Annotated in this window: 14 protein-coding genes and 1 pseudogene; 8 read left to right on the plus strand and 7 right to left on the minus strand. The window is 71.5% G+C overall.

Annotation, left to right across the window (positions count from 1 at the left end):
* Positions 1-398 precede the first annotated feature (398 nt).
* The 5 genes and pseudogenes from WMF27_RS33375 to WMF27_RS33395 all read left to right on the plus strand — a co-directional run bounded on the left by WMF27_RS33375 (position 399) and on the right by WMF27_RS33395 (position 10,392).
* The gene (locus WMF27_RS33375; RefSeq protein WP_437764823.1) at positions 399-3,665 is read left to right on the plus strand and encodes a glycosyl hydrolase 115 family protein; all 3,267 of its coding nucleotides are present in this window, start codon (positions 399-401) and stop codon (positions 3,663-3,665) included.
* A gap of 221 nt (positions 3,666-3,886) precedes the next feature.
* Positions 3,887-5,125, plus strand: a complete 1,239-nt coding sequence (locus tag WMF27_RS33380) for a glycosyl hydrolase 53 family protein (protein WP_437764822.1) — start codon at positions 3,887-3,889, stop codon at positions 5,123-5,125.
* Between the two features lie 22 nt (positions 5,126-5,147).
* Positions 5,148-5,264: pseudogene (locus tag WMF27_RS33385) on the plus strand (helix-turn-helix domain-containing protein); the annotation flags it as partial.
* Positions 5,265-6,188: 924 nt separating this feature from the next.
* Positions 6,189-6,962 carry a DUF6748 domain-containing protein gene (locus WMF27_RS33390; RefSeq protein WP_437764821.1) on the plus strand — a complete coding sequence of 258 codons (774 nt, stop codon included), beginning with the start codon at positions 6,189-6,191 and terminating at the stop codon, positions 6,960-6,962.
* Positions 6,963-7,647: 685 nt separating this feature from the next.
* Positions 7,648-10,392: a Kelch repeat-containing protein gene (locus WMF27_RS33395; RefSeq protein WP_437764820.1), complete on the plus strand. Its 2,745-nt coding sequence runs from the start codon at positions 7,648-7,650 to the stop codon at positions 10,390-10,392.
* Positions 10,393-10,418: 26 nt separating this feature from the next.
* Here WMF27_RS33395 and WMF27_RS33400 read toward each other — a convergent pair whose 3' ends face one another.
* The 3 genes from WMF27_RS33400 to WMF27_RS33410 all read right to left on the minus strand — a co-directional run bounded on the left by WMF27_RS33400 (position 10,419) and on the right by WMF27_RS33410 (position 16,244).
* Positions 10,419-13,427: a glycosyltransferase gene (locus WMF27_RS33400; RefSeq protein ID WP_437943251.1), complete on the minus strand. Its 3,009-nt coding sequence runs from the start codon at positions 13,425-13,427 to the stop codon at positions 10,419-10,421.
* Between the two features lie 48 nt (positions 13,428-13,475).
* Positions 13,476-14,930: a formylglycine-generating enzyme family protein gene (locus tag WMF27_RS33405; RefSeq protein WP_437764818.1), complete on the minus strand. Its 1,455-nt coding sequence runs from the start codon at positions 14,928-14,930 to the stop codon at positions 13,476-13,478.
* A 480-nt stretch (positions 14,931-15,410) separates the two neighbouring features.
* Positions 15,411-16,244 (minus strand): tetratricopeptide repeat protein, encoded by an 834-nt coding sequence (locus WMF27_RS33410; protein WP_437764817.1) that lies wholly within the window; start codon positions 16,242-16,244, stop codon positions 15,411-15,413.
* A gap of 452 nt (positions 16,245-16,696) precedes the next feature.
* Between WMF27_RS33410 and WMF27_RS33415 the strand changes: the two genes are divergently transcribed.
* From WMF27_RS33415 to WMF27_RS33425, 3 genes are all read left to right on the plus strand, one after another.
* On the plus strand, positions 16,697-18,034 hold the full coding sequence (locus tag WMF27_RS33415; protein WP_437764816.1) for an STAS domain-containing protein: 1,338 nt from the start codon (positions 16,697-16,699) through the stop codon (positions 18,032-18,034).
* 287 nt (positions 18,035-18,321) lie between these two features.
* Positions 18,322-19,830, plus strand: coding sequence for a lamin tail domain-containing protein (locus tag WMF27_RS33420; protein ID WP_437764815.1), 1,509 nt, complete (start codon positions 18,322-18,324; stop codon positions 19,828-19,830).
* 362 nt (positions 19,831-20,192) lie between these two features.
* On the plus strand, positions 20,193-20,597 hold the full coding sequence (locus WMF27_RS33425; RefSeq protein ID WP_437764814.1) for a hypothetical protein: 405 nt from the start codon (positions 20,193-20,195) through the stop codon (positions 20,595-20,597).
* A gap of 13 nt (positions 20,598-20,610) precedes the next feature.
* Here the strand turns inward: WMF27_RS33425 and pssA are convergent, their stop codons facing one another.
* From pssA to WMF27_RS33445, 4 genes are all read right to left on the minus strand, one after another.
* Positions 20,611-21,402, minus strand: coding sequence for a CDP-diacylglycerol--serine O-phosphatidyltransferase (gene pssA / locus WMF27_RS33430; protein WP_437943252.1), 792 nt, complete (start codon positions 21,400-21,402; stop codon positions 20,611-20,613).
* A 77-nt stretch (positions 21,403-21,479) separates the two neighbouring features.
* A complete protein-coding gene (locus WMF27_RS33435) occupies positions 21,480-22,118 on the minus strand; it encodes a hypothetical protein (RefSeq protein ID WP_437764812.1) in 639 nt (212 codons plus the stop codon).
* Positions 22,119-22,124: 6 nt separating this feature from the next.
* Positions 22,125-23,528 (minus strand): selenium-binding protein SBP56-related protein, encoded by a 1,404-nt coding sequence (locus WMF27_RS33440; protein ID WP_437764811.1) that lies wholly within the window; start codon positions 23,526-23,528, stop codon positions 22,125-22,127.
* Between the two features lie 74 nt (positions 23,529-23,602).
* Entirely contained in the window at positions 23,603-23,959 is a 357-nt protein-coding gene (locus tag WMF27_RS33445) for an antibiotic biosynthesis monooxygenase family protein (RefSeq protein ID WP_437710456.1), read from the minus strand.
* Between the last annotated feature and the right edge of the window lie 342 nt (positions 23,960-24,301).

A 24,301-nucleotide genomic window follows, 5' to 3' on the forward strand; every position in this document is an offset into this window, starting at 1 on the left:
CGCGTCAAGGGCGCCTCGTTATCCACGCGCCTCCGGCGGCCCGGCGCGGGCGCGTCCTGTCCGGCGCGGCCGGCGCGGGTCGAGCCTGCACGGCCTCGGGGCCGTCGGAGTGCACCTCACGCCGTGGTGATCACCGGGATCGCCACGGCGTGATCGCTCGGAACGGCGCCTCGTGATCACCGGGATCGCGATCACGGTCGCGCGGATCGCCGCAGGGATTTGGACGATTGCATAGGAGCGCCCGGCCTCAGCGCCGGAGGTCACGGCCCGTGTCCAGCGCGGGCGCGTCGACGACGCCGGTCAGCCGCATCAACGAGGGAAACACCGTTATGAGTTACGCACGCATGGTCATCAGGAAGGGTCGAATCGGATCCTCGCTACTCTGCTTGCTGCTCCCCATGTCGCTCGCTTCGTTGACCGCCTGCGGGTCGGATGGAGCGAAGGGCGATCCGGGAGAGCCGGGCGCGCCCGGCGAGCCGGGGCCGCAGGGCCCGCCCGGCGAGACGCCGGTGTCGCCGGTCGACCCGGTGACGGGCGCCCTGGAGAAGTACGTTTCAACCGAAGGTGGAGCGGATCGCTTCCCCCTCGCCGTGAGCGGCAAGGTCGCTCCGCTGGTCGTCAGCGAGAGCGATTATGCGGGCGTGAACCGCGTCGTGGACGACCTCGCCGCGGACATCCAGCGGGTGACCGGCGCTGCCGCGGCCGTCAACCACGAGATCCCGGCGTCGGCGAAGGAAGTGGTCCTCGTCGGGACGGTGGGCAACAGCCCGATCATCGATCAGCTGGTGGCGGACGAGCGGCTCGACGTCTCCGGCTTGACGGGGAAGTGGGAGACGTTCGTCACGCAGATCGTCGAGCAGCCGGTGGAGGGCGTGGACCGAGCGCTCGTCATCGCGGGCAGCGACCAGCGCGGCACCATCTTCGGCGCGTACGACCTCTCCTCGCAGATCGGCGTGTCGCCCCTGCACTGGTGGGACGACGTCCCGGCCCAGAAGAAGCAGGCGCTGTTCGTGCTCCCCGGGCAGCACACCCAGGGCGAACCGAAGGTGAAGTACCGTGGGTTCTTCATCAACGACGAGAACCCCGCGACGGGCAACTGGGCGGCCAAGATGTTCGGGCCGGGCAAGGCGGAGGGCTTCCCGGGAGGGCTCAACCACCTTTACTGGGAGAAGATCTTCGAGGTCGCGCTCCGCATGAAGGCGAACTACATCTGGCCGGCCGTCTGGGGCCGGGCGTTCGGCGAGGACGACCCGGAGAACCACGCGACGGCCACGCGGTACGGCATCGTGATGGGGACCTCGCACGAGGCCCCGATGATGCAGGGTATCGAGGAGTGGAATCGCCACGTGATCCCCGAGGTGAAGGACGCGGATGGCAACATCACCAAGCCGAAGACCGATCCGTACGGCGGCACGGGCGACTGGCGCTTCTCGGTGAACGCCGAGGCGCTGAAGAAGCACTGGACCAAGGGCATCCAGCGGATGGTCGACGAGAAGATCGAGGGCGTCGTCACGCTCGGCATGCGCGGCCCCGGCGACGTCAGCCTGCCCCCGGACGACGGCATCCCGCTCATGGAGGACATCGTCGCCTCCCAGCGGAAGATCCTCGAGGACGTGACGGGGCAGGACGTGACGACCATCCCCCAGATCTGGACACTGTACAAGGAGATCCAGGGTTACTGGGACGCCGACATCCGCGTGCCGGACGACGTCACGGTGGTCTATTGCGACGACAACTGGTCCAACATGAAGCGCCTGCCGGAGCTCGGCACGGAGCGGGCCGGCGGCTTCGGCCTCTACTACCACTTCGACTACGTCGGCGGCGGCCGTAACTACAAGTGGGTCGACACGATCCTCCTGCCCAACGTCTGGGAGCAGCTCCACCTCGCCTACAACTACGGCGTGGATCGGCTCTGGGTCGTCAACGTCGGAGACTTCAAGAACGAGGAGCTCCCGCTCCAGTTCTTCCTCGACTACGCGTGGAACCCGGACCGCTGGCCGGTCGAGCGCATCGGCGACTGGGAGCGGCGGTGGACCGAGCAGCAGTTCGGCTCCGAGCACGCGGACATCATCGCCGACATCCTGCACAGCTACGCGCTGCTGCAGTCGGATCGCAAGCCGGAGCTGACCAACCGGAAGATCACGGTCGATTACGATCTCCTGGTCAGCGCGCCCACGACCGACGTCCCGGATCCCGACACGGCCGCGATCACGTACGACGACGGCGCGAGCCCGTTCAGCCTCACGAACTACCGCGAGCTCGAGAGCGTCACGGAGGAGTGGGAGGCGCTGGCCTCGCAGGCGGAGTTCGCGGCCAGGCTCCTGCCGGAGGAGGTGCAGGACGCCTATTTCCAGCTCGTGCTCTACCAGGTGAAGGCGACCGCCAACCTGTACGCGCTGCGCCTGGCTGGGTTCAAGAACAAGCTCTACGCGGCGCAGGGGCGCGCGGCCACGAACGACCTGGCGGCCATCGCCGAGGCGCGGCTCCAGGACGATCTGGCGCTCTCCTACTACTACAATCACGATCTCGCCGACGGGAAGTGGGAAGGCTTCCAGACGCAGCCGCACATCGGCTACGGCGCGCCGGGGAACCCGTCCTGGCAGCAGCCGGAGCACCAGTACAACAACATCCAGGAGTTCATCTGGCCTGAGCTCGTCTCGATCGAGGTCCCCGAAGCGGCCGAGCTCGGTGTGGCGATCGACGGATCGAGCAACTTCTGGACGGGCGCCGGGGCAGGCGACGGGACCGCCACGAGGCCCGAGCTGCCGGCGTTCAGCCGGTATCAGACGCAGCCCGAGCAGTACATCGAGGTGTTCAACCGCGGCAGCGCGCCGCTCGAGTACGCGATCGACGTCGCGCTCCCGGTCGAGTGCCCCACCGGCTGGGCCGCGAACACGCCCTGCCCGCCGTGGCTGAACGTCTACCCGAGCCAGGGTGTCGTCGACAAGGAGGTGCGCGCGACGGTGAGGGTCGACTGGGTCATGATCCCCACGGACCAGACGTTCCCGGTCGACGTCCCGATCACGGTCACGGGCTCGGACGGGAGCTCGGTGGAGGTCATCGCCCGCGTCGAGGACCCGCGGCAGGTCGCGTGGAAGCCGAACCGCTTCATCGAGGCGAACGGCTATGTCTCGATGGAAGCGGACCACTTCAGCCGCGCCATCGGCACGGATGACGTCGAGTGGAAGCTGCTCCCGGACATCGGGCGCACCGGGTCGGGCGTGACGCCGTTCCCCGTGACGGCCGAGGCCCAGGAGCCGGGAGGCGCGTCGCCTCGCCTCGAGTACGACATGCACCTCACGAGCAGCGGCCCGGTGAACGTGTATGTCTACGTGTCGCCCAGGAACAACTTCCAGAACTGGGCCGAGGGCCTGCAGTACGCCGTGTCGTTCGACGACGGTCCGGTCCAGAAGGTCAACACGAGCCACGCCGTCGAGCTCAACGGCAACGGCAACAAGATCTGGGAGCGGCACACCTCGGACAACGCCAACATCATGCGCACCAAGCACACGATCGCCGCGGCGGGTGACCACACGCTGAAGGTGTGGATGGTCCATCCGGGCGTGATCGTCCAGAAGATCGTGGTGGACGCCGGTGGCGTGAAGGAGAGCCTCCTGGGCCCGCCCGAGAGCTACTGGATGGGCAAGGGGCCGGAGCAGGAGTAAACCATCGTCTGTGAGCAGTCCGAGGGCCCGCCGCGCACACGCTGTGCGGCGGGCCTTCGTCATTTCTGCGCCCTGACGCCTATCGACAGCGGATCTTTCTGCCGGCGGCGCCGCGATCGTGGACGCGCCCTCTTCGTGCGCCGTGATCGCGCGAAGGGTCAATGGTAGGATCCTCGCCGGGATCAGGGATGCTGCGACAGACGCTGGGATGGATGGGTGTGGTGACGCTGCTTCCGGCGCTCGCCGCGTGCGGTGAGAGCTCGGGGGCCGGGGCGGCCGGCGGGGGCGGCGCCGGTCAGGCCGCATCGACGGGCGCCGAGGCGTCCACGGGGAGCGGAGCGGGCGGCGCGAGCGGCAGCACGAGCGGCAGCGGAGCCGGCGCGGGTGGAACGTCCGCGAGCACCGGCGGCGCGGGTGGAACCTCCGCGAGCGCCGGCGGCGCGGGCGGCGCGGGCACGGGCGGGAGCGGAGGCGACGGGACGCCGGGCGCGCCCCAGGGCTTCATCCTCGGCGCGGACATCTCCTGGGTGCAGGAGCGCGAGGCCGGAGGCAAGGTGTTCCGCGACATCGATCCGCGGACGGGTAAGCTCGTCGAGAAGGACATCCTCGAGATCTTGAAGGCGCACGGGTTCAACTGGATCCGCTTGCGCCTGTTCAACGACCCGACCGCGGTGTACGCCGACGCGGCCGTCGACGACGACCCCTACTCGCGCGAGGGCTTCTGCGATCTCGAGCACACGATCGAGATGGCGCGGCGCGTGAAGCGAGCGAACATGGGGTTCCTGCTCGATTTTCACTACAGCGACGTATGGGCCGACCCCGACGATCAACACAAGCCCGTCGCCTGGACCGATCTCGAGGGCGACGCGCTGGCGAGCGCCATGCGCGAGTTCACGCGGGACGCGATCGAGCAGCTGAGCGCCGCCGGCGCGCGCCCGGACATGGTCCAGATCGGCAACGAGATCCCGCAGGGGCTGCTGTGGCCTGACGGCTTCGTCACCGGGCAGGCGTTCCAGGGGCTGGGCTCGCTCCTGAAGGCCGGGATCCAGGGCGTCAAGGACGCCGACGACACGATCACCGTCATGCTGCACCTCGACCGCTGCGACGACAACGCGGCGACGCGCTGGTGGGTCGACGGGGTGCTCGGGCAGGGCGTCAAGTTCGATGTGCTCGGCCAGTCCTGTTACACCGAGTACCAGGGGCCGCCCTCGGGGTGGAAGGCGAACTTCGATGATCTCGTGAAGCGCTATCCCGACCTGAAGTTCGTGGTGGCGGAGTACTCGTGGGAGAAGCGCGCGGCCAACGACCTGATGTTCAACCTCCCGGACAAGCGCGGGCTCGGCACCTTCATCTGGGAGCCGACCGAGTGGCACGAGCGCATCTTCTCGCCGAGCGGAGATGTCATCGAGAGCATGATCGCTCCCTATGATCAGATGAAGATCGACTACCAGGGCTTCTAGCGGCGTCGTGGACTGGGATGACGTGCGCCATTTTCTCGCGCTCGCTCGAACGGGCTCCGTCCGCGCGGCGGGCTCGATGCTCGGCGTGAGCCACTCGACCGTGGCGCGGCGGGTCGAGGCCCTCGAGGCGCGGCTCTGGCGGCGGCTCGTCCCCATCACCCTCTGCAACTACGTCGCGACCGCGCACGCCGCCCAGCTCGACCCCGAGCGCGGCGCGCGCCCCGCGCGCTGGCTCGGCTCCAACGTGAACAGGATCGCCAGGGAGCTCGTCGCGTCGTCGAGCTATCCCGAGGTTCCCATCTGGGGCACGTTCGAGTCGATGGCGATCATGATGGAGGCCGCACACGCGGGCCTCGGCTTCGTGATGTTACCCACGTACGCCGGCGATCCGGAGCCCGGGCTGCAGCGCCTCGCGAGGCCGGACCTGCGCCACGTCGCCGATTTCTGGCTCGCGAGATGCGCGAGGCAGGGTTCATCGAGATCGAGGAGCGGGAGGTCGGTGGCGGGAGGATGGTGGCGTTCGTCGTGGCAAAGAAGCCGGGGTAGCGCGCAGCTCGCCACGACCGACCCTCATGCCACCAGCCAACCCTGGTTCCGATGCGAGATCGGATGCTCCCCGCGGCGCTCGGGCACGGGGCACGGGCACGGGGATGCGCGAGCAACAAGAACGGCAAAATCCAAGTCAGAACCGCGGCCGGGAACCGCGCGATCCCGTGCCAGCATAGTTCGTCAAGCTCTCCGTAAAGCACCGATGAGCTTGGGGGGGATAGTCCCCTACAATCCACGTCACTTCAGGTCGATTTCGCGACGCCTCATGGCTCGTCGAATTCTTGCTCCGACCAGCTTTTCACTCGGCAGGTCTGGTAGCATACTATATTGATTCGCTGGAGCCGATCATCTCCGAGCGAAGCACGGCGAGCAGGTGGCAGGGCGGCAGGTGCATACCGTGCTCGCGACAGCTCGTCCCCTCGACGCGTGGGAGCTCATGAAGGCGCCCCGAGCCTGCGGACCGGCCGAGGCGCTCGCATCCACGTTGACCCGTGTCCGCTCCTGGAGAACACCGATGTTCAACCTCACCCATCATCGCTCCTCGCTGCTCGCCCTGCTCGGCGTGCTCGCCGCGCCAGCGCTCGCCTGCGAAGCCCCGCGCGAGGGCGGCCTCGCGGGGGACCTCGCCCAGGCCGAGCTCGACGTCGAGGACGATGTCGGCGCGCTGGCCGCGGCCGAGGTCGCCGTGGCGGACTATTTCATCGCGACCCATCCTGACTACCGCAGATGCGCCGCGCCGATGTGCGGCGGCCATTTCGTCGCCCGCGTCAACACCAGCGTGACCCGCTGCGCCGATGGGACTTGGCAAGAAGAATGCCACATGTTCGAGCTGGATCTGTCCGGGCTCGGGCTCGATCGCTCGACAGAGGCCAAAGCCAGAGAGGCGTTCGGCGCCGGGCAGGCGCTGGTCCGCGGCGGCCTGAAGCAGGTCGTGCTCGGCGACCTGAAGTCGCGGCCGGCTGACGTCCTCATCGCCAGCGAGATCTGGCTCGGGGCGACGGGCAATGCGCCGAAGGGCCACTTTTCTCGGGTCGACAGCGCCGGGATCGTGTGCGTGACGTATCCCTGTCCCTCCTTCTCCGAGCACAGCCTGAACACCAACCTGAGCGGTCCACTCGACGGCGTCGATCTGTCCGCGTCCGGGGCCACGGCAAAGCAGGTCGAAGGCGGCATGACGGCGCTCTCCGCGACCGGTCTGCTGGTCGCCGGTCAGCATGCGGTCATCACCGGCCCGGCCGGCTCGATGAACCGCCTCGACGCGGCGGAGTTCTACCTGCGCCTGAAGTGACGCCGGCTGGGCGGAGGCACCTGCCTTCCGAGCCCTCATTCATCACCTTCATCGCCGGGGCGCCTCGGGTCGGTCGGCGCTGCGCGACCGAGCGCGTTTGCCCCGAACCTGCGGCGCGGGCAGCGCCGCGGCCTCTCGCTGCATCAACGACTTATCCATGGCTCGAAGGGGCCGTGTTCGCTCGGCAGCCTGCGAGCGAGATGCCTCACCGAACGCTAGAGCGACAAACGGATTGAAACTACGAGAGAAAGCAGGAATTTCACAGGGAGGCGGGGAGACGGGGAGTGAGAGACGGCAAGAGCGAGAGATTCATTTTCTCTTCCTCCCCGACTCCTTGCCTCCCTGTGAAAATTCTCCGAGTTTCAACGTGTTCGGTATTCTAGGGCGGCGTGACATGTCACGTGACATGTCACGATCGCGGCGTGACATGTCACATGGAGGCCCTGGAGGCGGCAGCGCCGGCCCGAGGGGGCGGCGCTGCGCGCGGGCGCGCGCCAGCCACGTGACGGAAGCGGGCAGCAGCCTGCGACGGGCCACGCGACCGCGCCGACGAGCATCGTAGAGCGGGGTGGCGAGAGAGCGGCGCGCCTCTCCACTTGCCCCGGCCGGTACGCCTTCTGCATGCGCGTGCGCGCACATGGGGCCGGCCGTCTCTGGGCGCCGGTGGTTCAAGAGGAGATCTGCGATGCATCTTCAATCACCATTTCAACGGTGGCTATTCATCTTATCGACATGGCTGTTCGGTGGGGCGCTGCTGGCCGGCGGCGCCGGCTGCGGCCCCGAAGCGCCCGCAGGCGTCAAGCTGCGGCAGCAGTTCCCCGATCAGGCAGCGCAGGTGCTCGAGGCCAGCGAGGCGTTCGTCGCCGTCAACGGCGGTTTCTCGCTCGCCTCGCTCGGCGATCCGAGCCGCGAGCTCGACATCGAGGCAGCGTTGCTGCGCCGCGGCGGGCTGCACGCCGCCCTGCCGGCCCGCGGCGAGGGCGAGATCCGGTTTCATCTGCCCGGCGGGTTCGAGGCGCGCGTGCGCGAGCTCGACGCCGAGGGCGAGGGCGAGGGCGAGCTCGCCGAGCGCGCGGTGGCGTATCCGCGCAAGGGCGGCACGTCGTTCTGGTCGGCGATCGACGCGGGCTACGAGGAGTGGCTGCTGCTCGACGCGGGCGTGGCGCGCGCGGATGCGCCCGCGGCGGTGTGGCAGGTCGAGGGCGCGACGCTCCGGCAGCAGCGCGACGCGGTCGAGGTGGTCGACGAGGCCGGCGCGGCGCGGCTGCGCGTGACGGCGCCGGCGGCGTACGCGCGCGGTGGGCGGCCGATCGCCGTGCGCCTCGCGGTGCGCGGGGCGACGATCGAGCTGTGGGCCGACGCGGGTGGAGAGCCGGCGCTCATCGACCCGGTCTGGACGTGGGCGCCCGCGATGAGCGCGGCGCGCAGCGGGCATACCGCGACGGTGCTCTCGAGCGGCGACGTGCTCCTCGTGGGCGGCTACAACGGCGCCGTGGTTGCGAGCGCGGAGCTCTATGATCGGGACACGAACAGCTGGTCATCGGCCGGGTCGCTGACCACCGCCCGCCGCTACCACACGGCGACGCGTCTGGGCAACGGCCGGGTGCTCATCGCGGGCGGCAGCAACGCCTCCAACGTGTCCCTCGCGAGCGCGGAGCTCTATGACCCGAACACGAACAGCTGGTCGCCGGCCGGGAGCCTGACCGTGGCGCGCTCCGGGCACACCGCGACGTCGCTCCAGGACGGCGAGGTGCTCGTGACCGGCGGCCAGAGTGACAGCTCCACCTACCTGGCGAGCACCGAGCGCTACACTCCCGGGTCCAATAGCTGGTTGCCGGCCGCGCCCATGACCCCGAGCCGCAGCGGGCACACGGCGACGCGGCTCCTCGACGGCAAGGTGCTCGTCGCGGGCGGGCACAATAACGCCTACCTGGCGAGCGCGGCGCTCTACGACCCGAGCAACGACACATGGTCGTCGGCGGGATCGATGGGCGTTGCCCGCAACAAGCACACGGCGACACTGCTTCCGGACGGCAGGGTGCTGATGGTGGGCGGCGCCGACTCGAACTCTCACGTGCTCTCGAGCGCCGAGATCTACACCCCGGGGACGCCGCCCGTCTGGACCCCGGTTGCGCCGATGGCCACCCCCCGCATGTCCCACACGGCGACGCGATTCCTGAGCGGCAAGGTGCTCGTCACGGGCGGAACCACCGCGAGCAGCACGGAGACCTACAGCGCGCAGATGTACGACCCGGCGACCGACACCTGGATCGCCATCAAGCCAATGGGCAGCAAGCGCACCCAGCACACCGCGACGCTGCTGGGCTTCAGCAAGGTGCTCATCACGGGCGGCTTCAGGCACGACGGCCTCACGACCGGGTACCTGGCGAGCGTCGAGCTCTTCGACCTCGACGCCGAGACATGGAAGCTCGTCGCGCCGATGGACATGGCCCACCCCGCCGGTGCCGCGGTGCGGCTCCAGGACGGCAGGGTGCTCGTGACGGGCGGATACGACGACGATGACGACGATGACCCCGAGACTACTGCCGAGCTGTACAACCCGACGACCAACACCTGGACGTCCGCGCCCAACATGCCAGTGGACCGAACATGGCACACGATGACGCTGCTCGGGAACGGCAAGGTGCTGGTCGTGGGGGGCTTTGAAAGCGTCTCTGCGCTGGAGAGCGCCGCGCTCTACACCCCCTCCACCAACACGTGGTCGTCGATGGGACCCACGGGCTTCGATTTCGCCCGGACCTCCCATACCGCGACGTTGCTTCAGACCGGCAAGGTGCTGGTCGCCGGGGGAAATCCCAACGGTGGCAACGGTGAGGCGCCCACCGCGCTCTTCAACCCGTCGACCAACAGCTGGTCGACGGCCGGGCCCATGGTCGTTCCCCGCTGGGCTCACACCGCGACGCTGCTCCAGAATGGCAATGTGCTGGTCACCGGAGGCCGGCGCAACAGCAACGATAGCTACACCAGGACCGCCGAAATTTACGATTCGATGACCGGCACCTGGGGGTTCGCGAGCGACATGAGCGCCGCTCGCGGAGACCATACCGCCACGCTGCTCGCCAGCGGTGACGTGCTGGTCGTCGGAGGGCGCGATGCCTCGAGTTATCTGTCGACCACCGAGATATATCATCCGGCGTCGAACACCTGGTCAGCCGGTCCTGCGATCATCGCCCGCTCCATGCACGCTGCGACGCGGCTCAACGACGGCAGGGTGCTCATCGCGGGGGGGCGAAACGGCACCGGCATGCTCCGGAGCACCCAGGTCTACAGCCCGGTATCGAACACGTGGACCACGACGGGGCCGATGGACCAGCCCTATACGTTGCGCGGCATGATGCTCCTGCTCGCGGACGGCAGGGTGATCAACGTGGGCAATTACGACGGGAGCGTCGAGATCTACACCCCCTGACTCGTCCTTGGGCAACGCTGTACTGGCTAGTCTCCACGCACGTCCCGCCCGCCCAGGCACACGCCCACGTAATCGGCGACCATCCTCTCCAGCGAGAACCGCTCCCGCGCGCGCTCCCACCCCGCCGCCCCCATGCGCGCCCGCCGCGCCGGATCGGCGCCGAGCGCCACGAGCGCGGCGGCGAGCGCCTCCGCGTCGCCCTGCGGCACCAGCCGGCCCGTCACGCCGTCGTCCACCTGCTCGGACATGCCGCCGACCGCCGTGGCCACCACCGGCAGCCCCTCGGCCATCGCCTCCAGCGACGCGTTCGGGCACCCGGCGGGCTCGGCGATCAGCGCGAACACGTCGAGCTCGCGCAGGAACGCGCGCGTGTCGGCGAGCTCGCCGACCCACTCGACCGACAGCCCCGCCGCCGTCTTCCGCAGCTCCTCGGCGTGCGCCTCGGCGCCGCGCTCCACGCCGCCCGCGATGCGCAGCACGTGCGGCGGCAGGCGCGGCGCCGCGAGGCGCAGCGCCGCGAGGAGCTCGTCGAGCTTCTTGTGCGGGTGGATCCGCGCCGCCGTCCCGATCGCGAGCCGCGCCCGCCCGCCGCCGGACGCGCGCGGCTCGGGCGCCGGCGAGCACGGCGCCGCACCCGGGCGCGGGCCGAGCGCCACGCCGTTCGGCACCACGTGCGCCGGCGCCCCGAGCACCTCGGCGGCGAGCGCCGCCTCGGCCCCGTACTTGACGATCACCCCCGCGAGGCGAGCGCCATACTCGCGCGGCGCGCGGTACGGCAGCCCGCGGCGCGGCGACGCGAAATACCGGCGCAGCGAGGCGAAGTACATCTCGCCCGGGCTGATGTCGAAGAGCGGGACGTCGAGCAGCCCGTCGGCCAGGAGCACCTTGTGCTCGGCGATCACGTTCCACATCAGCACGGCCTCCGGCGGGTCCTCCTCGATCGCGCGCAGCAGGCGCTCCACCGCCTCGGCCGGCTCGATGTCGGCCGGCGGCGGCACCGCCAGCACCGGGATGCCCGCGGCCACGAGCGCGCGCCGCCCTGGCGTCGGGTACTCCGGCTGCTCCTCGATCACGGCCGCCCGGCCGCGCACGCCGGCCGCCGCGAGGCCGAGCAGCAGCCGGCGCGCGCTCGACTGGGCCCCGCCCATCGAGAAGTTGTTCGTGACGAGGAGCAGCCCGTCTCGCCGGCGCAGGCCGCGGTTGCGCGCGATCGCCCGCGGGTAGAGCCGCGCGTAGCCCTCGGCCATCCGCGCGAGGCTGAAGTGCCGCGCCACGACCTCCCGGCCGCTCGGCGACCCTGCACCGGCGCGCGCCTCCGCCACGACGTCCCGGCCGCTCGTCGGCGCGTCGCGCGCCTCCCCCGCGGCGCCGGCGCGCGCCGCCGCGACGATCGCCCCGGCGAACCGCTCGGGCGCGGCATCCAGCGGCAGGTGGACCATCGCCGGCGTCTCGGCCGCGATCTCCGCGGTGCCACCGGCGCCGGTCGCGACGACCGAAAGGCCCGCCGCGAGCGCCTCCAGGTGCGCGAGGCTCAGCCCCTCGTGGGCGCTCGGCGACACGAGGACGTCGGCCGCCGCGAGCAGGCCGGCGACGTCGCCGACCGCCCCCGCGAAGCGCACCTCGGCGCGCAGGCCGAGCCGGTCGACCTCGCGCCGGATCTCCGCCTCCGCGGCCAGCGCCTGCTCGCTGCCCGGCGAGGCGCTCCCGGCGACGACGAGCCGAGCCGCCCGCGGGTCGCCGGCCGCCGCCAGCGCGGCCCGCGTGGCCGCGAGGATTCCAGCCAGCAGGTGCAGCCGCTTCTGCGGCCGCGGGTTCGCCACGGCGAGCAGGACGAGGTCGTCCGGCGCGATCTCGAGGCGCCTCCGCCACGCCGCGGCCTCCGCCGACCGGGATCGGCGCGCCGCCTCCGCCCCTCCGGACCGACACGCCGCCTCCCCCGACCCGGACCGACGCGCCTCCGTCGCCTCGGCCCGGCGCGCCGCCTCCGCAGGCGCGAGGTCGATGCCGTTCCAGACCGTGCGCGCCGGGATCGGCAGCGCGCGCTGCGCGAGCTCCGCCTCGACCGCGCGCGCGCACGCAACGAGCAGCGCCGCGTCGTCCGGCGCGAGGCGATCGAGGCCCGCCGGCCAGCCTGCAGCCACGTTGTGCACCGTGACGAGCGGGCGGTACCCGCGCGCGGACAGCCGCGCGAGGTCCTCGGCGTCGAGCAGGTGCGCGTGCGCGAGATCCGCGCCCCACGCGGCGAGCCCGCGGGCGAGCGCGTCGAAGCGCGCCTCCCGGTCGCCGCGCGCATCGGACAGATCGAGCGCCCCCGGCGGCGCGGCGAACGTGGCGCGGGTCGGCCGGTACACCGCGCAGACGAGCGAGCGCACGCCGCGCCGCGGCAGCTCCCTCGCGAGGTCGATCGCGATCCGCTCGGCGCCCCCCTGCTGCAAGCTGGTCACCACCTGCGCGACCCGCGGCGCCGCGTCGTCGCACACGTCGAGCGGCGCGTGCCGCACCACGCGCGCCCGCCGCGCCCCGAGCTCGCCCTGGAGCGCGGCGTCGAGCGGCTCGCCCGCGCCGAGCCGCGCCGCGACGCCCGCGGCGAGCGCCCCGTCGAGGTACACGCTCGCCGCGCGGGGCAGCCCCGGCGCGCGGCGGGCGCGCGCGGCGCGGCTCAGCTCGCCGCCCGTGGCCCGCAGCAGCTCGGCCCACGCCGTGGCGTCGGCGCGCGCAGGGACGACCGCCGGCAGATCGATCGGCGCAAGGACGGCGCCGAGCGCGCAGAGCGGCAGCCCTGTGTCGCTCGGCGGCGGGAACGGGTCCGGCTCGATCGCCGCGGAGGGCGCAGGCCAGGCGCCCCCGCGCACGAGCCACACCGGCCCCGCCGCGAGCGCCTCCGCCGCGGCCGCGAGCGGCGCCGCCGTGAGGTCGACCGGCGCGAGCCCGGCGAGCCGGAGCGCGCGCAGCGTGCGGCCGGCGCGGGCGCGGTGCGCGGGCGCTTCGGCGAAGACGGCGCAGAGCGGGTGGCGCATGCGGGAGCTGCGGAACATGCGAGACATGCGAGACATGCGAAATATGCGAAGATCGCGCGGCGCGGCTCAGTAGGCCGACGGATAGCCGCGGAACGGCGCGGTGGCCACGTCCGGCGCGCTCGAGATCCGGTCCCGCGCCCTGTGCCCCCCGGCGGCCGCGCGCGGCGCGGCGGACGGCGCGGCGGCCCACCCGGCCGCGCGCGGCGCGGCCCACGCGGCCGCGCCGATCTGCTCCACCTCCACGGCGTACGGGACGCCGCCCGTGTAGACGAACTGCCCGCGCGGCCCCGGCTCGATCGGGACCGAGGCGCGCCGCATCGCGCCCTTCACGAGGCAGCGGTAGTGGAGCATCAACCCGTGCAGGTGCGGGGGCGCGTGCAGCCAGAAGCCGTCGCCCTGCGGCCGGAACGTCACGCCGGGCGGCGCCCCGGCCATCGGCTTGCGGCCGGCCGCGCGGTGCACGAGCAGGCCGATGAGGCCGATGACGGCGCTCGCCAGGACGAGGCCGCCGCCGACGAACCCCACCGTCGCCGCGGTCGACCAGGAGCTCGAGCGCGGCGCCTGCGCGGCCGCCGCCGGCGGCGGGGTCGGCCCGGGCGCCGCGGCAGGGGCGCTCGCCGAGAGCGCGGCGACCACGCGGAAGCCGTTGTCCGCGTTGCGGCTGCCGGGGTCGTTGCGGTACCGCGCCGCGGCGCGCAGGTGCTTCGCGTCCTTGAGCCACGACCCGCCGCGCAGCACGCGGCGGGGCTTGTCGCCGGCCGGGGGCGCCTTCTGCTCGGGGTCGACCGCCGGGCCGGGCGCATAGGGGCCGTACCAGTCGCGACACCACTCGTAGACATTGCCGCTCATGTCGTGCAGGCCGAAGGCATTCGGCTGCTTCTGCCCGACAGGCCTCGTCCCGCTCCCCGCGTTGCCCTTGAACCACCCGATGGCGGCCGCGGCGCTGTCGGCGTCGCCCGCGTAGAACCGCGTCTGGGTCCCCGCGCGGTCGGCGTACTCCCATTGCGCCTCCGTCGGCAGGTCGAAGGCGCGGCCTGTCTTCTGCGTCAGCCAGCGCGTGAACTCGCCCGCGTCCTTGAAGGTCACCAGCGTCACCGGGTGCACGTCGGTCTGCGGGAAGCCGGGAGTCCTCCAGGTGAACTCCTTGCGCTGCGAGAGGCCCTTGCCGTCGAACCCGAACCCGCCGGAGGCGCCGACCTCGGCCTCCGTGCGGTAGCCGGTCTCCGCGGCGAAGCGCGCGAACTGCCCGACCGTGACGGGGAACTTCCCCAGGTAGAAGTCGCGGCCGAGGGTCACGTCCCGGACCGCCTCGTCGTCGCCGCGCCCGGCCTCCGCGGGCGGCGAGCCCTGGCGAAAGCGCCCCCCCTTCACCAGCACGAGATCGAGCGGCCCCCCCCCGAGGTCGATCGCGACGGCGGGCGCCGGATCCGCGGCCTTCGCCGAGGCCGGGGCGAGGACGGCGACGGCCGCCCCGAGGACGATCGCAGGAGGGACGCGGCAGGCGGTGGCGCGAGGCTGCACGGGCCCACGCTACCAGAGAGCGCGGCCGAGGTGCGCTCGCAGCGACCCGAGCGGCGCAGCCGACCGAGCGCGGAGGGCGCCCGGATCGCCCTCGCCCCGCCGGAAGAGCGGGCGCGCCGGCGCGCGCCCCTACCTCGCCACCTTGCGCCACGCTCGCGACATCAGGCTTATTAAAATGTCTTTACAGCTCGTCACTCAACACATGACCTGACCGGCACCAGCGCGAAACGAGGACATGGCTCTCGGCGGCGGCGATCCCTGTTGCAGCGGGGCGACGCTGACTCGCCTCGAGGTGCGGCTCGCCATCGACACGCGGCTCGGCCGCCCCCGAGATGGGGAGCCATGTGCGCGCGACACGACGGCGCGCGCTATGCGATACCAACACACGGCAGGGAGAGAGTCCCTGGACCACCGCTGCGATTTCGACAACGTCGAGGATCGCGCCGTCGCGCAGGGCCTGACCACCCGCGACGAGATGGTTCAGAACTTCCCCTGGAGCTCGATCCGCCCGAGGCCCACCCCGGCGCTCCAGACCACGCCGCGCGGCGCTCGCGGCGGCGCGCCCGCGGCCGCAGGCGCGCCCGCGGCCTCGGACGCGCTGCCGCCGCCGGGCCGGACCACGAGCAGCACGACGCCCGCCGCGGCCGCCGCCGCGCCCACGACGAAGCTCACCGTGGACACGTGGCCCAGCGTGGTCGCTGCGTCCGCGTCGCCTTGCAGCTCGGCCGGGCAGCGCCGGCCCTCGCAGGCCGACCTGATGTCCGAGACCTGCGACAGCGACATGAGGCCGGTCACGGCGCCGACGCCGATGCCCACCGCCCCGAGCCCGAACGCGACGCCGGCGGGGACCAGCGAGCCGCCGCCCTCCGCCGCGACCGGCGCCGCGGGCTCGGCGCGGGGGGGCGCCTTCACCGCGGCCGCGTCCAGCGCGGCGCGCACGCCCGCGAGCTCGGTCTCGGCGTCCTTCCGCGCCTCGAGGAACGCGGTCGGCGGATCCTCCGGGAGCGGCTCGCCGAGGACCTGCTCGTACAGGTCGCGCGCGGCCTCCAGGCGGCCGAGCTTGCGCTGGCACCGCGCCATGTAGAGCACCAGCGTCGGCGCATGAAAGAGGCGATCCGCCTCCTGGAAGACGTCGAACGCCTCCTGCCAGCGGTCCGCGCCGTACAGCTTGAGCCCCTCGTGCGCCTTGGTCCGGGCGGCCTGCTGCGCCTCGGCCGCCGCGCCGTCCGGCGGAGGCGCCCCGAGCGCCGGCACGGCGGCCAGCAACGTCACGACGAACGCACACCGGCGAAGACAGTTCGAGAGCATCATCATCCTTGTCCGTCAGAAGCCGTCAGAGCCTGGAGCAGAAGCCGGAGAGGACGCCGCGGCCGTCGCCTGCTTCACGGCCCCGCGCGCCCGCGCACGCCGCCTCGCCGCGGCAGTCGACACCTTAAGGGGAAGAGCGCACCACCGTCCAGCGACGACTCGGATGACTCGGATGACTCGGATGACTCGGATGACTCGGATGACTCGGATGGCGAGCGCCGTGATCTCCCGGGATCCCCGGCGCGCCCGCCGCCGGCCCGGCGAGGTCACCGCGGCGCCGCCCGGGGGCCGAGCGCGCCGCGCCGGTCAATGGCAAACGAGCGGAACGAGCGGAACGAGCGGAACGAGCGGAACGAGACGACGCCGCGTCGAAACGGATTCGATACATGGCGCATGTTACGGCTTCATGCATGACTTGCCCCCTCAAACGCTCGGATGAACTGGCGGCGCAGGCCCGATTGAGGCTCGACAATGTCCTGACGGATGAGCGGTCGCTCGTGGACCTGCTCCGGGTGGTCACCGTCGACGTCCACGAGGCAGCGAGCGTCGACGAGGCGCTACATCGCACCATCACGCACATCTGCAATCACCTCGGCTGGCCGGTCGGGCATGCGTACGTGCCGGCCCCGGACGATCCGTCTCTGCTCCTTCCCACGGCGCTCTGGCACCTGAGCGATGAAGCAAAGTTCGCGACCTTCAAGGCTGTCACGGAAGCGACACAGTTCACCGCGGGGCTCGGTCTTCCCGGGAGGGTGCTCGCCTCGAAGCAGCCGGCGTGGGTGCGCAACGTCACGGTGGACGCCAATTTCCCGCGCGCCAGGCTCGCGAGGAACCTGGGCGTGAAGGCGGGGTTCGCGTTCCCCGTGGTCGTCGGCGCGGACGTCGTGGCCGTGCTGGAGTTCCTCTCCGACGCCGAGCACGCGGACGACGGGAAGTTCACGGCGACCATCGGCCGCATCGCGCGGCAGCTCGGCCGCATCTTCGAGCGCAAGCACGGGCAGGAGATGCTGAGCAGGGAGCGGGACTTCATGGCGGCCGTCATGGATCTCGTCGACGGCCTCATCGTGGTGCTCGACGCGCGCGGCCGCATCGTCCGCATGAACAGCGCCGCCGAGCAGGCGCTGGGGAGCGCGCGGGGGCTCCGGGAGGCCCGGTTCCTCTGGGATCTCACGCCCGATCCGCGCGCGTCGGCGCAGCTCAAAGGCCTCTTCGAGCAGCTCGGCGCGGGCGGGTCGAAGAGGCAGGTGGAGGTGCCGTGGACGGCTGCAGACGGCGCCCGCCGGGTGACGGCGTGGTCGGGCGCCGTCCTGCGCAGCAGGGACGAGAGGGTCCGGTTCGTCATCATGACCGGCATCGATCTGACGGAGCGCAAGCGCGCCGAGGAGGAGCGCGCGCGGCTGCAGGAGGAGGTGATCAAGGCCCAGGACGCCGCGCTGGCGAAGCTGTCCGTGCCGCTCATCCCCATCCGCGACGACGTGGTGGTCGTGCCGCTCATCGGCCCGCTCGAGGCCGGGCGGGTGCGCCGCATGATCGAGGCGCTGTCGCGCGGCATCGCGAACCGCCGCACGCGGATCGCGATCATCGACCTGACCGGCGTGGACGAGATCGATCCGCCGGCGATGGAAGCGCTGCTCGAGGCGGTGCGGGTCGCGGGCCTCCTCGGCGCGCGGGTGGTCCTCACGGGGATCCGCCCCGAGGTCGCCCAGCGCCTCGCCGAGCGCGGCGCGGACATGGGCCGCTGCGCGGTGAAGAGCTCCCTCCAGAGCGGGATCGCGTTCGCGATGGCGAGCCGCTGAGCCGACCAGGGCGCCCGACGTCGGGTGTCGTCCGTCCGTGACCGGAACGGCATCATCACTGCATGAAACAGGGACGAACGCGACACCGCCGCGCCCTCGTTCCGTGCTGTCATGAGGCGCTCCTGACAACCCCCTCGTTTTGCTCGCATTTTCAGAGAAGAATTCAACAGGGAGGCGGGGAGACGGGGAGATCGGTGGTATTTCACTCCCCGCCTCCCTGCGAATTTTCCCAGGAAATTCGAGGGGTGCTTCAGGAGACGATCCCCGGAAAGGTCTGGTGCAGCGCGATGCGATCGACGTCTTCCCGCTTGAAGCGATCCTTATGGGTTCGGCTGTCTCTGCTCGCCTCGGCGCTCGCCATGGCCGCGTGCGCGGCCGATCCGCCGCTCGACGTGGACGAGGGCGCGGAAGCGGAGCTCCTCGGCGAGCACAGCGACGCGCTGTCGACGCGCGTCCGGCTCATGGCCGCCAACATCACGAGCGACAACCACCAGAGCTACGATCCCGGGCACGGCAAGCGCATCCTGCGGGGAATCAAGCCAGACATCGCCCTGCTGCAAGAGTTCAACTACGGCGGCAATACCACCTCCGAGCTCCGCGCCTTCGTGGACGCGACGTTCGGCGCCGGGTTCAGCTACTACCGCGAGAGCGGGGCGCAGATCCCGAACGGGATCGTGAGCCGGTGGCCGATCGTGGCGTCCGGCGAGTGGGACGACACGTCGGTGAGCAACCGGGACTTCGCGTGGGCGCGCATCGATATCCCCGGCCCTGGCCACGTGTTCGCGATCAGCGTCCACCTCCTGACGTCCAGCGCGGCGGCGCGCAACACGGAGGCGCAGAACCTCGCCTCGTTCATCGCGGCGAACGTCGCCCAGGGCGATTACCTGGTGATCGGCGGCGACTTCAACACGGGGAGCCGGACCGAGGCGTGCGTCTCGAGCCTCTCGGACGTCGTCGTCACGGCCGGGCCCTATCCCGCCGACGTGAACGGGAACGCGAACACCAACGCCGGCAGGACGAAGCCCTATGACTGGGTGCTCGTCGACGGCGACCTGGAGGCGTACGAGACGGCCGTCGTGATCGGCGGGAGCAGCTTCGCGAACGGCCTGGTGGCGGACACGCGCGTCTACTCGCCGCTCTCCGAGATCAGCCCCGCGCTCTCGTCGGACAGCGGCGCCTCGAACATGCAGCACATGGGCGTCGTGCGCGACTTCCTGGTCCCCGGCGGCAGCGGCGGGGCCGGCGGCAGCGGCGGGGCCGGCGGCGGCGGCGGGGCCGGCGGCGGCGGCGGGGCCGGCGGCGGCGGGGCCGGCGGCGGCGGGGGCACGGGCACCACCGCCGTGATCATCAACGAGGTCCTCGCGAACGAGCCGGGCAGCAACACGGCCGGCGAGTTCGTGGAGATCGTCAATGTCGGCACGGCGGCGGCGGCCCTCGCCGGCTGGACGCTCTCTGACGGCACGTCGACGCGGCACACCTTCCCGACCGGCGCGTCGCTCGCGCCCTCGACGGCCATCGTGGTGGTTGGCGGCGCCTCCGCCGTGCCGAGCGGCAGCGGGGCCGTCGCGGCGTCCACGGGGTCGTTGAGCTTCGGCAACAGCGGGGACACGGTCACGCTGCGAAACGCCTCGGGCGCGACCGTGGACACCGTCACCTACGCGAGCCGGCTCGCGGCGCGGGACGGCGTCTCGATGAACCGCAGCCCCGACGCCTCCCCGGGAGCGCCCTTCGCCCTGCACAGCACCCTTGGCGCGAGCGCCTCTCCGGGCCGTCGCGCGAACGGCTCGGCGCTCTGAGGCGCCACCCGGACGAGCGTGGAGCGCCCCGCTGGCCCCGGGTCGTCGTCCCCCGTGGCCGCCCCTGAACCAGCGTTTGCAGAGGAGTCGATCGGGCTGGTCCCGCCGAGCGGCCAACCAGCTCCTTCGCTCCAGATCTCCGCGACAGCCCATCGAGGTCGAGCGCTGAAGCGCCGCGTGCGCCGCCAGCACGAGCCTGCTCGCGGCCGCGCGAGCGGTCCTACCCCACAGGCAGGTACACAGGGTTGACGGTCAGCGCCAGGGCTCCAGATGGTGGAGCGCGTCAAGGCCGGAGGAGAACCTGACGCCCAGCCGATCGCTCGAGGCGAGCATCGTTCTCTCAATGGCAGGAGGGGTGATCCATGAGCAAGCTACGCCGCGGTCTCGCTACTCTGGCCGTCGTGTCGCTCACGTCGGCGGCCGCCTATGCGCAGATGATGATCTATGCGTATTCCGGGCCGACCACCAGGGCCGGGGGGGTCACCGGGACCACCCATCGAACGTTCACCTATGTGTCGATGGGCAGATGGGAGGCGCGAACGAAAAATATCTGGAGTGATGGGCTACAGGACCCCGAGCAGGTGGATTACTACCTCGAGTACGACAGAGGGCCCGGGAAGGTCTGCTTGAGCCACGAGCACCAGGACCCGATCTGTCTTCTGGACGACGGGATCTACACCTATCGCGCGTGGCCGGGGGCCCCGAACGCCGGGGTGAAGTGGTGGAAGCAGCAGGGGAACGGGTACTGGCAGTCGGGGAGGCCGTGATCGGCGGGCCGCGCTACGGCCGCTCGTCGCCTCCCCGGGCGCGCGCATCGTGTGCATCGCGCGCAGCCGGAGCGCCGCGCCGCAGCGCCGGGAGCCGCCAGAGCGACTCGACGACGCCGAGCAGGACATAGACGCCGAGCCCCCAGGCGAGGACGGGCGCGGGCCCCCAGCGGACGGAGAGGAGCGCGCTCGATCCGAGCGCGAGCGCGATGGCCAGCAGCGTGCGGGGGCCCGGCCGGAGATCCTTGAACGAGCGGAACCGGAGCGTCGACACCATCAGCATCGAGACGAGCAGCGTCGTCGCGAGGACCGCCGGCGCGACGCCGGCGCCGCCGAGCTGCCCGCCCGCGCCGCGGCGGGTCATGACGATCGCTATCAGGACCCCCGCGGCGCCCGTGACAGGGAGGCCCACGATGTACCTCGGGGGCGACGGCGGCCCGCCCGCCTCGCCCATGGAGAGGACGTTGAAGCGGGCGAGCCGGATCGCGCCGCACGCGGCGAACACGGACCCGCCGAGCACGCCGGCGAGACCGAGGCGGTGGAGCGACCATTGATACACGAGCAGCGCCGGGGCCACGCCGAAGGAGACGAGATCGGCCAGCGAGTCGAGCTGGGCGCCGAACGCGCTCTCGGTCCGGGTCATCCGCGCGACGCGGCCATCCAGCGTGTCGGCGAGCATCGCGAGGAGGATGAGGAGCGCGGCGCGCTGGAGGTCGTCGTCGGACCGCGCGGAGGCCGAGAGCCGTACCGCGTCGAAGCCGCAGAAGACCGAGGACAGCGTGATCAGGTTGGGGAGGAGGTACACGAGGCGGCCCGCGTTCAAGCGGGGTGTCGGCGAGCTCGGGAGCCGGGCCGTCGCCCGGTCGCCCGTCACAGCGGACGTCAGAGCAGCACCGCGATGACGCCGGCCCCGATGAGCGCGACGGCCCAGGCCCGATCGAGGTTGAACCAGGCGGTGCGAAGGATGGCGACGCCGAGCTTGTGATAGACCACGAGCGCGACCGCGGCCGCCGCCCCCATCATGGCGGCCGTGTGGACGAGGACCGCGGCGAGGTAGCCCAGCGGGCTCGCGAGCGACAGGCCAGCCGCGTTGTGGCACCCGCCGCCGTGGCACGGAGCGGGGCTCTCGGCGCCGAGCAGGAAGACCGGGAGCAGCATGAGCCCCGCGCCATGCGCGGTGGCCATCAGGAAGGACCACCAGGTCAGGTCGAGGAAGCCGACGCGCATCCCGACCCACCTCGGGTGGCGCGGCCTCACCAGCTTGAGCGCGCCGAACGCGACGAGCGCGGCCGCCGTGAGCCACCGGAGCGCCGCGGCGGGGACGCTCGCGAGCCCGATCCCGAGCAGCGCGACCGTGAGGCCGATCGACGCCGCGTGGCCGAGCGCGATCGGGACGAGCGCCCGCCGCACCGCGCCGCTGCTCTTCTCCTGCAGGCCCAGGGCGACCGCGAACAGCCAGCCCATGCCAGGGTTGATGCCGTGATAGGCGCCGAGGAGCGCCAGCGTGAGCCAGGGCATCATGGCCGGCTAGGGGTAGCAGAACGAGTCGGACGACGCGTCGCCCCCCTCGAGCCGCACCTGGTGAGGGCGCAGCGGGCCGAAATCGACGAAGAACTCGGGATCGACCGAGAGGCCCCCGCCCGCCGCCACATCGATCTTGGCCATCCAGCCAGAGGCGCCCTCGGGATAGAACTGCTCGTCCCACGACGCATACAGCGAGTTCGTGAAGTAGACGCGCCGGCCGTCGCGGCTCACCTCGACCATCTGCGGCCCGCCCCGCAGCGGCCCGGAGCGGGGATGCGCCGCCCGTCGCACGATGCCGCCGAGGTGCACCGAGCCGACCAGCTTCGGGTGGAACGGGTCCGATACATCGTACTGGCGGAGCTCGCCTGTGCCCCAGCAAGACACGTAGAGGAACCGGTCGTCGAGGGAGAGGTTGATGTCCGTGATCAGCGGCGGCACCGCCTTGAAGCCCTTGAGCAGCGGCGGCAAGAGGTCGGGATCCGCGGGCTCGGCCGGCACCTCGATCACCTTGCGGATCGCCCACCGGTCGCCGTCGCGATGCCAGAGCCAGATCGAGGCGGAGAGGTCCTTGACGCTCACGACGACGCCGACGAAGCCATAGGCCTTGGTCGGGTCGTGGGCGGGGCGGAGCTCCAGCGCCATCTGGTGCTCGTCGCCGAGATCCAGCGCCTGGAGGTGCTTGCGTTTCCGCATGTCCCATACATGAACGCTGTGACCGTACTTCTTGCCGAGCAGGAGCTCCGGGTTCACGCCGTCCTCGATCATCTTCGGCGTCCCCCACTCGCTCGTGAGGAGGGTGTCGTGGCCGAGGTGCCACCAGAAGTCGTAGTGGAGGAACTGCGGCCCGCGATCGATCTCCCATCGGCCGAGCACATCGAAGCTCTCGCAGTCGAGCACGAAGATGCCCCCGGGCCCGTCGCCGTCCGGGCCGCCGAGCGCGCTCACGTAGATGCCGTCGGGGCCGCAGTGCAGCGTGTGCGGGCGAGAGTAGCCGGCCCGCTTCGCGATCTCCTCGGCGCGCACCGTGTGGACGAGCTCGGGGCGGCGCGGGTCCGGCTTGACGTCGAAGACGAAGATGTTCGACGAGCGGAGCGCCGGCAGCAGGAGAAAGCGGCGCTCGACGTGGGGGTGCGGCGCGTAGGGGCACAGGGCGGCGCTGCACGCGTTCCAGCCGGAATGGTGCAGCTCGTCGCCGTAGGTCGGCAGCTCGTTGACCGAGACCAGGGTGCCGTACGCCGGCGACCTCGGATCGAGATCGACGACCGTGAGCGCGTCGTGGCGCGGCTCGCCCGGGCGCTTCAGCGCGGCGCCCGCATGGAGCGCGGTCACGTAGGCCAGCCGCTCGGGCGGCGCCTCCATCGCCAGGCGCGGCGACGGGTAAAAGGTGGGATCCGGACGAAACCGCATGCGCTGCGTCTCCTTGGTTCTGGGCGTTCGCGTGTCGTTCCAGGCGCCGCCGGCGAGGACGGCGCGCTCCGAGCCTACCCCGGCAGATCGGTGCTGAGGAACACCTCGTGGATATCGAGCTTGCTCGGGCCCGCGAACATCTCCTTCGGCGCGCGGTTCCGGTGCGCCTCCGCGAACGCGGGGCTCCTCGTCCAGGCGATGAAATCGTCCATGGACCGCCACCAGGTCTTCACCTCGTAGAACCCCTGCGCGTCCGGGTCCGGGCTCCACGCGCCGGTCGCGTGGTCCAGCTTCATCGGCTTCGGCCTGTGGACCTCGTTCCGGATGAAGCCGGGCGCCTGATCGACCAGGTGGACCCGGTTCTTGAAGCGATCCTCGAAATCGGCCTCGTGGCCCTCGGCGACGGGAATGCGGTTGGTAACGACGATCATCGCTCCTCTCCTTCTTGCTTCTTGATCGTACGGGAGGCCTGCGGGCGGCGGCAAGCTTGCAGCGCCTGTGCCCGGCCGGGGCCGCGCGGCGCTGGCGCCGCCCGCGCGCTCCCGCGCTGGCGCCGCTCGCGCGCCGGCAGAATGCCTGGGAATCCCTCGGAGCTCAACGCAATGCCGCTGGCGACACGCAAGCGATCAGAAGCATCGCTACGGATTCACCCTAACCGCTCCGGCGTCAGCGGATCTCGCGCACTCGAACGGTACAGACTGGCCCGGAAGACAGACGGGAAAGCCCCTATGGGCTCGCCAGACTCGAGCATCCCTCAGCGGAGCACGGAAAAT

The organism is Sorangium sp. So ce281 (genome assembly GCF_051527395.1).
Classification (GTDB): domain Bacteria; phylum Myxococcota_A; class Polyangia; order Polyangiales; family Polyangiaceae; genus Sorangium; species Sorangium cellulosum_B.